General features: G+C 71.4%; 10 protein-coding genes and 1 tRNA gene. 9 read left to right on the forward strand and 2 right to left on the reverse strand.

Annotated features, from left to right (window positions below):
• Window positions 1-99: 99 nt before the first annotated feature.
• Window positions 100-183: transfer RNA gene (locus tag ACIPKM_RS17550), tRNA-Leu, on the reverse strand.
• An 87-nt stretch (window positions 184-270) separates the two neighbouring features.
• Window positions 271-1578: an MFS transporter gene (locus tag ACIPKM_RS17555; protein WP_092384158.1), complete on the reverse strand. Its 1308-nt coding sequence runs from the start codon at window positions 1576-1578 to the stop codon at window positions 271-273.
• 56 nt (window positions 1579-1634) lie between these two features.
• On the opposite strand from ACIPKM_RS17555, the gene mnmA reads away from it, so the two are divergent.
• The 9 genes from mnmA (at window position 1635) to ACIPKM_RS17600 (ending at window position 14498) form a co-directional block, all read left to right on the forward strand.
• Entirely contained in the window at window positions 1635-2741 is a 1107-nt protein-coding gene (gene mnmA / locus ACIPKM_RS17560; RefSeq protein ID WP_402737213.1) for a tRNA 2-thiouridine(34) synthase MnmA, read from the forward strand.
• Window positions 2742-2809: 68 nt separating this feature from the next.
• On the forward strand, window positions 2810-5149 hold the full coding sequence (gene ligA / locus ACIPKM_RS17565; protein ID WP_261647456.1) for an NAD-dependent DNA ligase LigA: 2340 nt from the start codon (window positions 2810-2812) through the stop codon (window positions 5147-5149).
• Window positions 5150-5478: 329 nt separating this feature from the next.
• Window positions 5479-6726 (forward strand): alpha/beta hydrolase, encoded by a 1248-nt coding sequence (locus ACIPKM_RS17570; RefSeq protein ID WP_181015137.1) that lies wholly within the window; start codon window positions 5479-5481, stop codon window positions 6724-6726.
• Between the two features lie 85 nt (window positions 6727-6811).
• Window positions 6812-9097 (forward strand): transglycosylase domain-containing protein, encoded by a 2286-nt coding sequence (locus tag ACIPKM_RS17575; RefSeq protein ID WP_402737214.1) that lies wholly within the window; start codon window positions 6812-6814, stop codon window positions 9095-9097.
• Window positions 9098-9145: 48 nt separating this feature from the next.
• On the forward strand, window positions 9146-9445 hold the full coding sequence (gene gatC / locus ACIPKM_RS17580) for an Asp-tRNA(Asn)/Glu-tRNA(Gln) amidotransferase subunit GatC (protein ID WP_070416660.1): 300 nt from the start codon (window positions 9146-9148) through the stop codon (window positions 9443-9445).
• Window positions 9442-10986, forward strand: coding sequence for an Asp-tRNA(Asn)/Glu-tRNA(Gln) amidotransferase subunit GatA (gatA, locus tag ACIPKM_RS17585; protein ID WP_070416659.1), 1545 nt, complete (start codon window positions 9442-9444; stop codon window positions 10984-10986). Before gatC ends, gatA begins: the two co-directional genes overlap by 4 nt.
• Window positions 10986-12491, forward strand: a complete 1506-nt coding sequence (gene gatB / locus ACIPKM_RS17590) for an Asp-tRNA(Asn)/Glu-tRNA(Gln) amidotransferase subunit GatB (RefSeq protein ID WP_071295008.1) — start codon at window positions 10986-10988, stop codon at window positions 12489-12491. Before gatA ends, gatB begins: the two co-directional genes overlap by 1 nt.
• Before the next feature lie 97 nt (window positions 12492-12588).
• The gene (locus tag ACIPKM_RS17595) at window positions 12589-13779 is read left to right on the forward strand and encodes a type III polyketide synthase (RefSeq protein WP_402737215.1); all 1191 of its coding nucleotides are present in this window, start codon (window positions 12589-12591) and stop codon (window positions 13777-13779) included.
• Window positions 13776-14498 carry a methyltransferase domain-containing protein gene (locus tag ACIPKM_RS17600; protein ID WP_402737216.1) on the forward strand — a complete coding sequence of 241 codons (723 nt, stop codon included), beginning with the start codon at window positions 13776-13778 and terminating at the stop codon, window positions 14496-14498. Before ACIPKM_RS17595 ends, ACIPKM_RS17600 begins: the two co-directional genes overlap by 4 nt.
• Window positions 14499-14517: the final 19 nt, after the last annotated feature.

Genomic DNA, 14517 nt, shown 5'->3' on the forward strand with positions numbered 1-14517 from the left:
GAGGCGGGGACACGGGGAGGCGTCCCGCAGGACGAGGGTACCGTCCGCCGATGACGGCAACGTCCCTCGGTGGTATGAGATGCGTGAGGACGCAACTTCTGGTGCGGAAGGAGGGACTCGAACCCTCACGCCAGGGGCACAGGAACCTAAATCCTGCGTGTCTACCGATTCCACCACTCCCGCGAGCAGCGGCAGTCTACCGAGCGCCGCCCGCGCGCCGGACGTGATCCGCGCCTCCTGGGCCGCCCCGACCGGCCGTTCGGCGGACGGTCAGCGCAGCTTCCGTGGGAGGTACCGCGGCACGTACCGCAACAGGATGCCCGCGCCGACCAGGCCGAGCACCCCCATCACGCCGCTCGCGACGGCGATCGACGCGACGGCGGTCACGCCGGAGATGAGGAGCGGTGCAGCGGCTTGCCCGAAGTCGCCGGTGAACCTCCAGGCGCCCAGGAACGGCGCCGGGTGGTCCCGCGGCGCGAGGTCCGCGCCGAGCGTCATGAGGATGCCCGACCCGACCCCGTTCGCGAGCGACATCCCCATCGCGATCGCGACGAACCAGCCCACCCGGGCGTCGAGGTGTCCGGACCACGCGAGCAGGAAGTAGCTGATGCTGAGCCCGACCATGCAGGGGAGTGCGCTCGCCAGGCGGCCCCACCGGTCCATGATCTGCCCGCTCGTGTAGAAGAGCGCGAAGTCGACCGCACCGGCGATGCCGATGACGAGGGCTGCGGTCGAGTCGTCGAGCCCGACGCTGACCGCCCAGAGCGGCAGGATGACCTGGCGGCCGGCGCGGAGCGCGCCGATCAGGCCGGCACCGCTGCCGAGCCGGAGGAGCACGGCCCGGTTCGCGCGGATGGTGCGGAAGAGGCCGTGCGCTTCCTCTTGGACGAACTGCGCACCGGTGTCGGTGGGTGGCTCCGTGGTGGTCGCGTCGGTCTTGTCCCTCGCGTCGTCCGTCGTGGGCCGGGAGGCGCGGCTCGGCCTGCGGAAGCCGCGTGCGCCCGTCGCGGGGTCGCGCAGGACGAGGAGCGTCACGGCCGCCAGGAGGCAGCAGACGATGTGGATCCAGAACGCGCTCTGCGTGGTGCCCGTCAGGTGCACGACACCGGCGGCGATGAACGGACCGACGAAGTAGCCGAAGCGGAACACACCACCGAGGCTCGACAGCGCCCGTGCCCGGATGTGGAGGGGGATCGCGGTCGTCATGTACGCGTGCCGGGCGAGCGCGAAGACGGCGGTGGAGACACCGACGAGGAACACCCCGAGCGCGAGGACCCAGGCGTTCGGGGCGGCCGTGCACACCAGGAGCCCGACGACCGAGACGACCGCCGCGCCGATCATCGCGTTGCGCTCCCCGATGCGGGCGACCACCACCCCGGACGGCACGTCCCCGATGAGCTCGCCCACGAGGATGAGCGCCGCGACGAAGCCCGCGAACGCCAGGCTCGCGCCGAGGGAGCTCGCCGCGATCGGGATGATCGGGATGATCGCGCCCTCGCCGATCGCGAAGAGCGCTGCGGGCAGGAACCCGGACAGCAGGACCGACCGGAAGTCGAAGGCAGGGGTCTCGGAGGTCATCGCTCGGACAACGGTACGCCCGCGGTACCGCTTCGTCGGCGGGTTACCCTGGAGCCATGCGAGTTCTGGCGGCGATGAGCGGTGGGGTCGACTCGGCGGTGGCCGCAGCCCGGGCGGTCGACGCCGGGCACGACGTGGTCGGTGTGCACCTGGCGCTGAGCCGCATGCCCGGGACCCTGCGCACCGGCAGTCGCGGCTGCTGCACGATCGAGGACTCGATGGACGCCCAGCGCGCCGCGTCCGCGCTCGGCATCCCGTACTACGTGTGGGACTTCTCGGCCCGGTTCAAGGAGGACGTCGTCGACGACTTCGTGGCCGAGTACCAGGCCGGCCGCACGCCGAACCCCTGCATGCGCTGCAACGAGCGGATCAAGTTCGCGGCGCTGCTCGAGAAGGCGCTCGCCCTCGGGTTCGACGCCGTCTGCACCGGGCACTACGCCTCGATCGTCACCGGTCCGGACGGGGCGCGCGAGCTGCACCGCTCGGCGGCGTGGGCGAAGGACCAGTCGTACGTCCTCGGCGTCCTGACCGCCGAGCAGCTCCAGCACGCGATGTTCCCGCTCGGAGCGACGCCCTCGAAGGACGAGGTCCGGGCCGAGGCGGCAGCGCGGGGCCTCACCGTGGCGCAGAAGCCCGACTCCTACGACATCTGCTTCATCCCGGACGGCGACACCCGGGGCTGGCTGGCGGACCGGGTCGGCGCGGCTCCCGGCGAGGTCGTCGAGCGGGACGGCACGGTCGTCGGTGCGCACGACGGAGCGACCGGGTACACGGTCGGACAGCGGCGCGGACTGCACCTCGGTCGACCGGCACCGGACGGCAAGCCGCGGTTCGTGCTCGAGATCCGCCCGAAGGAGAACACCGTCGTGGTCGGCCCGAAGGAGGCGCTCGACGTGACCTCGATGTCCGGGTCGCGCTTCACCTGGGCCGGCACCGCGCCGGCCGACCCGTCCACGCCGTTCGCGTGCGACGTGCAGATCCGGGCGCACGCCGACCCGGTGCCCGCGACCGCACGGGTCACCGACGGCCAGCTGGTCATCGACGTCGACGAGCCGCTCTCGGGCGTCGCGCCGGGGCAGACCGCGGTCGTGTACGTCGGCACCCGGGTGCTCGGGCAGTGCACGATCGACGCGACGGTGTCGGCGGTGCCCGCCGCCGTCTGACCGCGCGGCGCTCCCGGGTTGCCCGTCGGCTGCGCGTCCGGTCGGTGGTTGCCGGTAGAACTGAGGGCATGAGCGACACGACGCCCGCGGACTCGACGTTCGAGACGATCGACCCCGCCGCACTCGACGCGGCGCAGGCGCAGCGTGAGGTCGACCGGCTCCGGTCCAGCATCAACGAGCTGCGGCACGCGTACTACGACGAGAACGGGTCGACGGTCGCGGACGGCGAGTACGACGGGCTCGTCCACCGCCTCGACGCGATCGAGCAGCGCTTCCCGGAACTCCTCACCGAGGACAGCCCGACCCAGACCGTGGGCGGCCAGGCGCAGACCGTGCAGTTCGCGCCGGTCGAGCACGCCGAGCGGATGCTCAGCCTCGACAACGTCTTCAGCCCGGACGAACTCGTCGACTGGGCGGTCAAGGTGCAGCGCGATGCCGGTGCCGAGCGCGTCCGGTTCCTCACCGAGCTGAAGATCGACGGGCTCGCGATCAACCTCCGGTACGAGAACGGTCGGCTCGTCTCGGCCGCGACGCGCGGTGACGGCGTCGTCGGCGAGGACGTCACCGGCAACGTCCGCACGATGGGCACGATCCCGGACCGCCTGTCCGGTTCCGGGCACCCGCCCCTCGTCGAGGTCCGTGGCGAGATCTTCTTCCCGGTCGAGCAGTTCGACGAACTGAACGCCAAGCAGCGCGACGCGGGGGAGCGGGTCTTCGCGAACCCGCGCAACGCGGCAGCCGGATCCCTCCGCCAGAAGGAAGAGGGCAAGTCCGAGGCGAAGCGCGAGCTCATGGTGGACCGGCTCCGTCGGCTCCGCATGCTCGTGCACGGCATCGGCGCGTGGCCCGTCCGCGAACTCGAACGGGACACCGACGTCCGCGCGCAGTCCGAGGTGTACGAGCTCCTGCAGACGTGGGGCCTGCCGACGAGTTCGCACTACCGGGTCTTCGACTCCATCGACGAGGTGCTGGCCTTCGTCAAGGACTACGGCGAGCGACGCGCCTCGGTCGAACACCAGATCGACGGCATCGTGATCAAGGTCGACGACCTCGCCCTGCACGAGGAACTCGGGTCGACGTCGCGCGCCCCGCGGTGGGCGATCGCGTACAAGTACCCGCCGGAAGAGGTCCACACGACGCTCCTCGACGTGGTCGTCAGCGTCGGTCGGACCGGTCGCGCCACGCCCTTCGCGGTGATGGCCCCGGCCGAGGTCGCCGGGTCGGTCGTGCGGCAGGCGACCCTGCACAACCAGCAGGTCGTCAAGGCGAAGGGCGTCCTCATCGGGGACACCGTGGTGCTCCGGAAGGCCGGCGACGTCATCCCCGAGGTGCTCGGTCCGGTCGTCGAACTCCGCGACGGTACCGAGCGCGAGTTCGTCATGCCGACGAACTGCCCCGAGTGCGGCACGCCCCTCGCCCCCGCGAAGGAAGGCGACATCGACCTCCGCTGCCCGAACGCGAAGAGCTGCCCGGCGCAGGTGCGCGGCCGGGTCGAGCACATCGCCTCCCGTGGCTCGCTCGACATCGAGGGGCTGGGCGAGGTCGCTGCGGCGGCCCTGACGCAGCCGCTCCACCCCGAGCAGCCCCCGCTCGAGACCGAGGCCGGCCTGTTCGACCTGACGATGGAGGACATCGTCCCGATCGAGGTCATCGTCCGTGACGCCGAGACCGGCATGGAGAAGACCACCGACGACGGTGCGCCGAAGCGCGTGACGCCGTTCAGCCGCGCGCGCAAGAAGACCGACCCGCCGTTCGACCCCGACGCACGGGGAGCGGACTACACGGGAGAACCGAGCCGGTACCCGTCGAAGAACGCGTTCGAGATGCTCGCGAACATCGACGCCGCCAAGACGAAGCCGCTCTGGCGGATCATGGTCGGCCTGAGCATCCGACACGTCGGGCCGGTGGCAGCCCGCGCGCTCGCGAACCACTTCGGGTCCCTCGACGCCATCCGGGCCGCCTCGCGCGAGGAACTCGCCGCGGTGGACGGTGTCGGCGGGATCATCGCCGACGCCCTGCTCGACTGGTTCGAGGTCGACTGGCACCGCGACATCATCGACCGCTGGACGGCGGCGGGCGTGCAGTTCACCACGCCCGGGCACCCCGGACCGGGCGCCGCGGACGTAGAAGGCGGCGTGCTCAGCGGGCTGACCGTCGTGGCGACGGGCTCCCTCGAGGGGTACAGCCGCGAGGGCGCGCAGGAGGCGATCATCGCCGCGGGCGGCAAGGCGGCCTCGAGCGTGAGCAAGAAGACGGACTTCGTCGCGGCCGGTCCCGGTGCCGGTTCGAAGCTCACCAAGGCCGAACAACTCGGGGTCCGGATCATCGACGCCGAGCAGTTCCGCCTGCTGGTGACCGAGGGGCCGGCGGCGCTCGGCGACGCGGCCGGCGACGAACCCGAGGACTGAGTCTGACTCAGGGGCACGTCCGGCGTCGGTCGGTGCGGTACGGCGCGCCTGTGTGTCCACCCAGTTCGGGGGACAAGTTGCAACGCGCACGTCCTCGGGAAGGCTATTCTCCTTACACTCGATAGAGCATCACCCGTCGTCTGCAGGGAGTCGACGGGACGGCCTTCCCGGGGGAGACCCGATTGCTGCTCATCGCCGCGGCTCTGCTCACCGCCTCGATGCACTCGCTCGGAGTGGTCGAGGTCCCAGTCGCGCCCGCCACCCACTCCGTGGCCGTCGTGCACGCGATCGCGCGGGTCCCTGAGGGTGCCTCAGTACCCCGACCGGTCATGACCGGGGTACACCTGACCGCGTCGGTGTCCGTGTCCGGGCCGTCGTCCGCGTCGGGTGGGGTCACCGTCGAGCGCGGGCAGGCGTTCCTCACCGACCTGTCGTCGCTCAGCGGCGCGGACCTCCTCCGTGCCGGGCAGGATCGTCACGTGCTCGCGACCGCCGAGGACGACCCGCCGACCGCCGCCGAGGTCACCGCCTGGTGGTCCGGACTCACCGACGACGAGCGCGACACGCTGACGACCCTCGCGCCGTCCGTCGTCGGGAACCTCGAGGGCGTGCCCTACGCGGTCCGTGACCGTGCGAACCGGGCGGTCCTCGCCACGGGTCTCGCCGACCACTCGGCCGCTGCCGCCGTGACCGCGATGCTCGGCCAGGTCCGCGACGCACTCGTGCACGAGGTCGGTGCACCGGACCGGTACCTCATCACGCTCGACACGCGAGGGGCCGGGCGCGCGGCCATCGCCGTCGGGGACCTGGACACCGCCGCCGACGTCACGGTCGTCGTCCCCGGCATGTTCTTCACCGTGACCGGCCAGATGGCGGACTTCACGAACACCGCGAACGACCTCTACACCGAGCAGGCGACCGTGGCCGGTCTGGCCGCGCCCGGCTCGGGCAACGGCGTCGCCGTCGTGGCGTGGATGGGGTACCGCACGCCGGACCTGTCGAACATCATGTCGCTCGGCATGGCCAAGACGGGCGGGGAGCGCCTCGCCCGGACGGTCGGCGGGCTCCGGGAGATCCGCGACGGCGACGAACCGCGGGTGAACATCGTCGCGCACTCGTACGGGTCGACCGCGGCGCTCATGGCGCTGGCCTCGGGGGAGATGAGCGCGGACACCCTGACGGTCCTGGGCTCGCCGGGGAGCGACGTGCGCACCTCGGCCGACCTGGCCGTCAGCGCCGGGCAGGTGTTCGTCGGCGATGCGCACAGCGACCCGATCGCCGGCTCCGGGTACTTCGGCACCGATCCCGGTTCCGCGGGGTTCGGCTCGACCGTGCTCGACCTGACCGGCGGCGTCGACGTGCAGGAGGCCGGCGAGGTGTTCCGCCGACCGGTCGGGCACAACGACTACCTCAAGCCGGGGACGGCGTCGCTGCACGACGTGGCGCTCATCGCCGTCGGCCGCGGGGACCTCGTCCGCGAGCAGGTCCGGCGCGGTGAACGCGGTGGCGACGGGCTGCCGCAGGCGTCGCCGGACATGTACCTCGTCCGACCGCAGGACCTCCAGCCCCGCGACTGATCCTGGGTGGGAACCTGAGCGGCGGTGCAGCGTGGACTCGTTCCACGGCAGAACCAGTCCAGATCGTGACCGTACGGTGCCCTGCATGCGTGTGGTGCGATGGCCTGGTGCTCTCCTGACGTTCGTCGCGATGTCGGCGCTGGCCGGCATGCTCGTCGCCGTGGCGGTCACGCCGGGGGTCGCCGTCGCGGGCGAGAGCACGTCCGGGGCGGTGTCCTTCTTCGAGGACCTGCCGAGCTACCTCGACATCCAGACGCCGCAGCAGGTCTCCTCCGTCTACGCGGAGAAGGGCGGACAGCAGGTCAAGATCGCCTCGTTCTACGCCGAGAACCGCACGACCGTGGCGTCCGGGGCGATGGCGAAGACGCTCAAGCAGGCGGCGATCGACACCGAGGACCCCCGCTTCTACGACGAGGGCGGCATCGACGTCGTCGGCACGCTCCGCGGTGCGGCGGCGACGGTCGTCGGCGGTGACGTGCAGGGCGGGTCGAGCATCACCCAGCAGTACGTGAAGAACGTCCTCGTGCAGCAGTGCGAGGAGCTCACGGGCAAGGACGCCGCGGACACCGAGAAGAAGGTCGCCGCGTGCTACGAGGACGCCGCCGGGGTGACCCCGCAGCGCAAGCTCCAGGAGATGCGGTACGCGATCGCCGTGAACAAGAAGTACTCGAAGGACCAGATCCTCACCGGGTACCTGAACCTCGTCGGGCTCGGCGGCCGCGTGTACGGCGCCGAGGCCGGTGCCGAGTACTACTTCGGCGTGCACGCGAAGGACCTCTCGCTCGTCCAGTCGGCCACCCTCGTCGCGATCCTCAACAACCCGTCGAACCTGCGCATCGACCAGCCGTCGAACGCCGACAACGGCGCGAAGAACGGCTACGCCGCCACCAAGGAGCGCCGCGACTACGTGCTGCAGCGCATGTACGTCCACCACGACATCACGAAGGCGCAGCTCGAGCAGGCGAAGGCGACACCGGTCACGCCGAAGATCACCGCCACGGCGAACGGCTGCTCCTCGGCGGCGACCGGGTACGACGCCGGGTACTTCTGCGACTACGTGCGCGACCAGGTGCTGCAGGACCCGGCGTTCGGCAAGACGGCCGCCGAGCGCATCGCGACGCTCGACACCAAGGGCCTCGAGATCCACACCTCGCTCGACCTCGACCTGCAGTCCCAGGCGCAGACCGCGCTGTCGACCTACGTCCCGTCGACGATGGCCGGCGTCGACGTCGGCGGCTCGAACGTCACCGTGGAGCCGGGCACCGGCCGGATCCTCTCGATGGTGCAGAACACGCAGTACACGCAGGGCGACACCTCGACCGCCGGGTCGACCGCGGTGAACTACAGCGCCGACAGCGGGTACGGCAACTCGGGCGGGTTCCAGACCGGCTCGACGTACAAGGTGTTCACGCTCGCCGAGTGGCTCGCCACCGGGCACACGCTCTCGCAGTCCGTGTCGACGACCGAGCACACGTTCCAGAACTCGGAGTTCACGAACACCTGCCAGAACGTCAGCGGCGGGACCTGGCCGGTGTCGAACGCCGAGAACGTGCCGTCGTCGATGACCGTGCAGGCCGCGACGTCGGAGTCGATCAACACCGCCTACGCCGCGATGGGCAAGCAGCTCGACCTGTGCAAGATCGCGCAGCTCGCCCAGTCAATGGGCATCCACCCGGCGGCTGGCGGCGCGCTCGGACAGACCCCGTCGTCGATCCTCGGCGTGAACAACCTGTCCCCGATCGACCTCGCCGAGGCCTACGCGGGCTTCGCGAACGGCGGCGTCGTCTGCACGCCGACCGCCATCGACTCCGTCACCGAGTCGGATGGCACGAAGATCACCCCGACGCCGTCGTCCTGCACGCAGGGTGTCGCTGCCGACGTAGCGGGGACGGTCGACTACGCGTTGCAGGGCGTCCTCACCGGGTCCGGCACGGCCGCGAGCGCCAACCCCGGCGACAGCACCCCGAAGTTCGCGAAGACCGGCACCACCGACGGTGACGTGCAGAACTGGCTCGTCGCGTCGAGCACGAAGTACACGAACGCGACCTGGATCGGCAACGTCCAGGGCAACGTGAGCCTGGCGAACTGGCCGTTCCTGCAGGGGACCACCGGGTACAGCGCGAAGTTCGGCGTCGGCAAGTCGATGATGTCGTACCTCGACCAGACCGTCGGCGGTGGCACGCTGCCGGCTGCGGACCCGGCGATGATCGGCCAGGCCAGCCACACGTCGTCGAGCGGATCGTCGAGCGGTTCCCAGGGCGACGCGGCGGCGACGCAGCAGCAGGGCCAGCAGCAGGGTCAGCAGACGGGAGCGCAGCAGCCGGCGCAGCAGTCTCCACAGAAGCCGCAGGGGAAGCAGAAGGGCCACTGAGGCACCAATAGACTGGTGCGCAATCCACGAACCGATCGACGGAGCACCATGCCTGACATCACGAGCGAGCAGGTCGCCCACCTGGCGAACCTCGCACGTATCGCACTCACGCCCGAAGAGATCGAGAAGCTCACGGGGGAGCTGTCGCACATCGTCGACAGCGTCGCCAAGGTCACCGAGGTCGCCACCCCGGACGTCCCGGCGACCAGCCACCCCGTGCCGCTCGGCAACGTCACCCGACCCGACGTGGTCGGTCCGACCCTCACGCAGGAGCAGGCGCTCTCGGGCGCACCCGACTCCGACGGCGAACGGTTCCGCGTGACGGCCATCCTGGGAGAAGAGCAGTGACCGACATCACGAAGCTGAGCGCCGCGGCGCTCGCCGACGCCCTCGTGGCGCGCGACGTCTCGAGCGTCGAGGCCACCCAGGCGCACCTCGACCGCATCCAGGCGGTGGACGGCGACGTCCACGCCTTCCTGCACGTCAACCAGAACGCGATCGCCGCGGCGAAGTCGATCGACTCCCGCCGTGCCGCCGGTGACGACCTCGGTCCGCTCGCCGGCGTGCCGATCGCGATCAAGGACGTCCTGTGCACGCAGGACATGCCCACGACGTCCGGCTCGAAGATCCTCGAAGGCTGGGTGCCGCCGTACGACGCCACCCCGGTCGCGAAGCTCCGTGCCGCCGGCCTCGTGCCGCTCGGCAAGACGAACATGGACGAGTTCGCCATGGGCTCGACGACCGAGTTCTCGGCGTACGGCCCGACGCACAACCCTTGGGACCTCGACCGCATCCCCGGTGGCTCCGGCGGCGGTTCGGCCGCCGCGGTCGCCGCGCACGAGGCACCGCTCGCCCTCGGCTCGGACACCGGCGGCTCGATCCGTCAGCCGGGTGCCGTCACCGGAACCGTCGGCGTGAAGCCGACCTACGGCGGGGTGAGCCGCTACGGCGCGATCGCCCTGGCCTCCAGCCTCGACCAGGTCGGCCCGGTGTCGCGCACCGTCCTCGACGCCGCGCTGCTGCACGACGTCATCGGCGGGCACGACCCGCGTGACTCCACGAGCATCCCCGACGCCTGGCCGTCGATGGCGGCCGCTGCGCGCGAGGGCCTGCAGGCGGACACGCTGCGCGGCCTGCGCGTCGGCGTGGTGAAGGAGCTCGCCGGTGGCGAGGGCTTCCAGGCGGGCGTCACCCAGCGCTTCCACGAGACGGTCGCCCTGCTCGAGTCGGCCGGTGCCGTCGTCGTCGAGATCGACGCCCCGTCGTTCGCCTACGCGATCAGCGCGTACTACCTGATCCTCCCGGCCGAGGCGTCGTCGAACCTCGCGAAGTTCGACTCCGTGCGCTTCGGGCTCCGCGTGACGCCCGAGAACGGTGCCACCGTCGAGGACGTCATGGCCGCCACGCGCGAGGCCGGTTTCGGTCCCGAGGTGAAGCGCCGCATCATCCTCGGCACGTACGCGCTGAGCGCCGGCTACTACGACGCCTACTACGGGTCGGCGCAGAAGGTCCGCACCCTCGTGCAGCGCGACTTCCAGGCCGCGTTCGAGCAGGTCGACCTGCTGGTCAGCCCGTCGGCCCCGACGACCGCGTTCCCGATCGGTGAGCGCATCGACGACCCGCTGGCGATGTACCTCAACGACCTGACGACGATCCCGGCGAACCTCGCCGGCGTCCCGGGCATGAGCATCCCGAACGGCCTCGCTCCCGAGGACTCGCTCCCCACGGGCGTGCAGCTCATGGCACCGCAGCGTGAGGACGCCCGGCTCTACCGGTACGGCGCCGCCCTCGAACGCCTGCTCGAGCAGCAGTGGGGCCGCCCGCTCATCGACAGCATCCCGGACCTCGACCAGAGTCAGCAGTCCGCTGCGCAGGAAGGTGTGATCTGATGGCGCAGAAGGACGCGCTGATGGACTTCGACGAGGCACTCCGGCTGTACGAGCCGGTCCTCGGCTTCGAGGTCCACGTCGAGCTCGCGACGAAGACCAAGATGTTCTCGGACGCGCCGAACTTCTTCGGCGGCGAGCCGAACACGAACGTGACGCCGGTCGACCTCGGGCTCCCCGGGTCGCTGCCGGTCGTCAACGCGCAGGCCGTGCGGTACTCGATCCAGCTCGGGCTCGCGCTCGGCTGCTCGATCGCCGAGTCCTCGCGGTTCGCCCGGAAGAACTACTACTACCCGGACAACCCGAAGAACTACCAGATCTCGCAGTACGACGAGCCGATCGCGTACGAGGGCGAGGTCGAGGTCGAGCTCGCCGACGGCACCATCTTCACCGTGCCGATCGAGCGCGCCCACATGGAAGAGGACGCCGGCAAGCTGACGCACGTCGGCGGTGCCACGGGCCGCATCCAGGGTGCCGAGTACTCGCTCGTCGACTACAACCGTGCCGGGGTCCCGCTCGTCGAGATCGTCACGAAGCCGATCTTCGGCGCCGAGGAGCGCGCACCCGAGCTCGGCGCGGCGTACGTGCAGGTCATCCGTGACCTCGTCCGAGCGCTCGGCGTCTCCGAGGCCCGCATGGAACGCGGCAACCTCCGCTGCGACGCGAACATCTCGCTGCGTCCCCGCGGGCAGGAGAAGCTCGGCACGCGCACGGAGACGAAGAACGTCAACTCGTTCCGGGCCGTCGAGCGGGCCATCCGCTACGAGATCCAGCGCCAGGCCGCGATCCTCGCCGCCGGTGGCTCGATCACGCAGGAGACCCGGCACTGGCACGAGGACACCGGTCGCACCTCGGCCGGCCGTCCGAAGTCCGACGCCGACGACTACCGCTACTTCCCGGAGCCCGACCTGCTCCCGGTCGTGCCGGACCCGGCCGTGATCGAGGAGCTCCGCGCTTCCCTGCCCGAGGCCCCGGTGGCACGTCGCCGTCGACTCAAGGGCGACTGGGGCTTCACCGACCTCGAGTTCCAGGACGTCGTGAACGGCGGGCTGCTCGACGAGCTCGAGGGGACCGTCGCCGCCGGTGCCGCACCGCAGGCCGCCCGCAAGTGGTGGACGGGTGAGATCAGCCGTGTCGCGAACACGCGGGACGCCGCCCCCGGTGACCTCGTCTCGCCGCAGCACGTCGCCGAGCTCATCGCCCTCGTCGAGTCCGGTGACCTGACCGACCGCCTGGCACGCCAGGTCCTCGAAGGCGTCATCGCCGGCGAAGGGTCGCCGTCGCAGGTCGTCGAGTCGCGTGGGCTGAAGGTCGTGTCGGACGACTCGGCGCTCACCGCCGCGGTCGACCAGGCGCTCGCCGCGCAGCCCGACGTCCTCGCCAAGATCAAGGACGGCAAGGTCCAGGCCGCCGGCGCCATCATCGGTGCCGTCATGAAGGCCATGCAGGGCCAGGCGGACGCCGCCCGCGTCCGCGAGCTGGTGCTGGAGCGCGCGCAGCAGTCGTAGTCCGGACCACACGATCGACGGGAGGCCCGGTGCCAGCTGGCATCGGGCCTCCCGTCGATCCTGGGGACGCGTCAGCGACCCGGTGACAGGATGAGTCGTGTCCGCAACGATCCGCGCCATCGGTACCGCCGTCCCCGAGACGACACTCGAGCAGGCTGCGGTGCGCGACCTCTTCGCGTCGCAGCCCGACCTGGGCCGGCTCGGCAGGCGGCTCGTTCCCGCCGCGTTCGACGCCTCCGCCGTGGAGCACCGGCACACGGTGCTCGACGAACTCGACAGCACGCGGCCGTCCGGCGCCTTCCGCGACGACCACGGCGTGCTGCGGTCCCCGTCGACCGGCACCCGGAACGACCGGTACCGCGAGCTCGCCCCGGCCCTGTTCGTGGCGGCCGCCCGCGACGCCGTGGACCGCGCGGGTGTGACATCCGAGTCGATCACCCACGTGGTGACCGTCTCGTGCACCGGGTTCACCCAGCCCGGCCCCGACCTCGACGTCGTCACCGAACTCGGCATCCCGCGCACGGTCTTCCGCCAGCACATCGGGTTCATGGGGTGCTGCGCGGCGTTCCCGGCGCTCCGCATCGCTGCGGCGTTCGCCGAGTCGGTGCCGTCCGCCGTGGTGCTCGTCGTCTGCGCCGAGCTCTGCACGCTGCACGTCCGGGCGAGCGACGACCCGGACCAGATCGTCGCCAACAGCGTCTTCGGTGACGGTGCGGCGGCCGCCGTGGTCACCGCCGAGGGTGCCGGACTCCGCCTGGACGACTTCGCGACGACGGTCGTGCCCGAGGGTGCGTCCGAGATGGCGTGGAACATCGGCGACGAGGGCTTCGAGATGGTGCTCAGCACGGCCGTCCCGAAGCTCGTCGGCGCCACGGTCGCCGAGGCCGTCGCACCGCTGCTGTCCGCCGTGGGCTCCGCTGCCGTCGACGTTCCGACCTGGGCCGTGCACCCGGGCGGCCGCGCGATCCTCGACCGGACGCAGGTCGCCCTCGGGCTGCCGGACGCCGCCCTCTCGGCGAGCCGCGCCGTACTCCGCGACCACGGGAACGTCTCGAGTGCCACCGTGCTCTTCGTGCTCCGCCAGGTGCTCGACGACGGCATCGACGACGGTGCCCCCGTCATCGCGCTCGCGTTCGGGCCAGGCCTGACGGTCGAGGCCGCCCGACTCACCGCCGTCGGCAGCACGCGACCGTCGATCCCGACCCGCGAGCAGGACGAACCGGCCAAGGCGGCGACCGCAGCGACCCGCGACCACGCGGTCGAGACGGCGACCACGGGCGTCTCGTGAGCCGCACCGAGGGGATCGACCCGCGCCTCCCGGCCGTCGACCTGACCACGCGCGCACTGGACCTCCACGAACTCATGGACGACCCGGACTGCGACGCGCGCGCGCTCGCGCGGACGTTCCGGCGCTTCGCCGTGGTGAACGCACTCGTGAGCGGCTGGCGCTCCGCGTGGCGGACGCACGTCGCGCCGGCGCTCCCCGCGAACGGGCGGGGACGCGTGCTCGACCTCGGGTGCGGCGGCGGCGACCTCGCGCGGGCGCTCGTCCGGTGGGCTGCCGCCGACGGGTTCGACGTCGAGGTCGTCGGGGCCGACCCGGACGCGCGGGCGATCGACGCGGCGACCCGGTCCACCCCGCGCGGTGTCACCTTCCGGCAGCAGTCGAGCGCCGAGCTCATCGCCGCGGGGGAGCGGTTCGACGTCGTCGTGTCGAACCACGTGCTGCACCACCTCGGCGACGAGGAGCGGCGTGGGTTCCTCGCGGACTCCGAACAGCTGGCGACGAGCCGCAGCCTGCACTCGGACATCCGGCGGTCGCGCTCGGCCTACCGGGCGTACGCGGTCGGTTCGACGTTGGTCGCGGCCGGCACCTTCGTGCGGGTCGACGGGTTGCGCTCGATCCGGCGGAGCTTCACGCTGCCGGAACTCCAGGACGTCCTGCCCACCGGGTGGCGGGCGGAGCGGGCGGCACCGCACCGGGTCCTCGCGATCCGCGACGCCTGACGTCCCCGGAGGGCGCTAG

This window comes from Curtobacterium sp. NPDC086286 (assembly GCF_044746255.1).
Lineage (GTDB): Bacteria > Actinomycetota > Actinomycetes > Actinomycetales > Microbacteriaceae > Curtobacterium.

Coding starts and splice junctions, on each gene's coding strand:
- ACIPKM_RS17555 (WP_092384158.1), bottom strand. CDS start 1,578: ATGACCTCCGAGACCCCTGCCTTCGACTTCCGGTCGGTCCTGCTGTCC.
- mnmA (WP_402737213.1), top strand. CDS start 1,635: ATGCGAGTTCTGGCGGCGATGAGCGGTGGGGTCGACTCGGCGGTGGCC.
- ligA (WP_261647456.1), top strand. CDS start 2,810: ATGAGCGACACGACGCCCGCGGACTCGACGTTCGAGACGATCGACCCC.
- ACIPKM_RS17570 (WP_181015137.1), top strand. CDS start 5,479: ATGACCGGGGTACACCTGACCGCGTCGGTGTCCGTGTCCGGGCCGTCG.
- ACIPKM_RS17575 (WP_402737214.1), top strand. CDS start 6,812: ATGCGTGTGGTGCGATGGCCTGGTGCTCTCCTGACGTTCGTCGCGATG.
- gatC (WP_070416660.1), top strand. CDS start 9,146: ATGCCTGACATCACGAGCGAGCAGGTCGCCCACCTGGCGAACCTCGCA.
- gatB (WP_071295008.1), top strand. CDS start 10,986: ATGGCGCAGAAGGACGCGCTGATGGACTTCGACGAGGCACTCCGGCTG.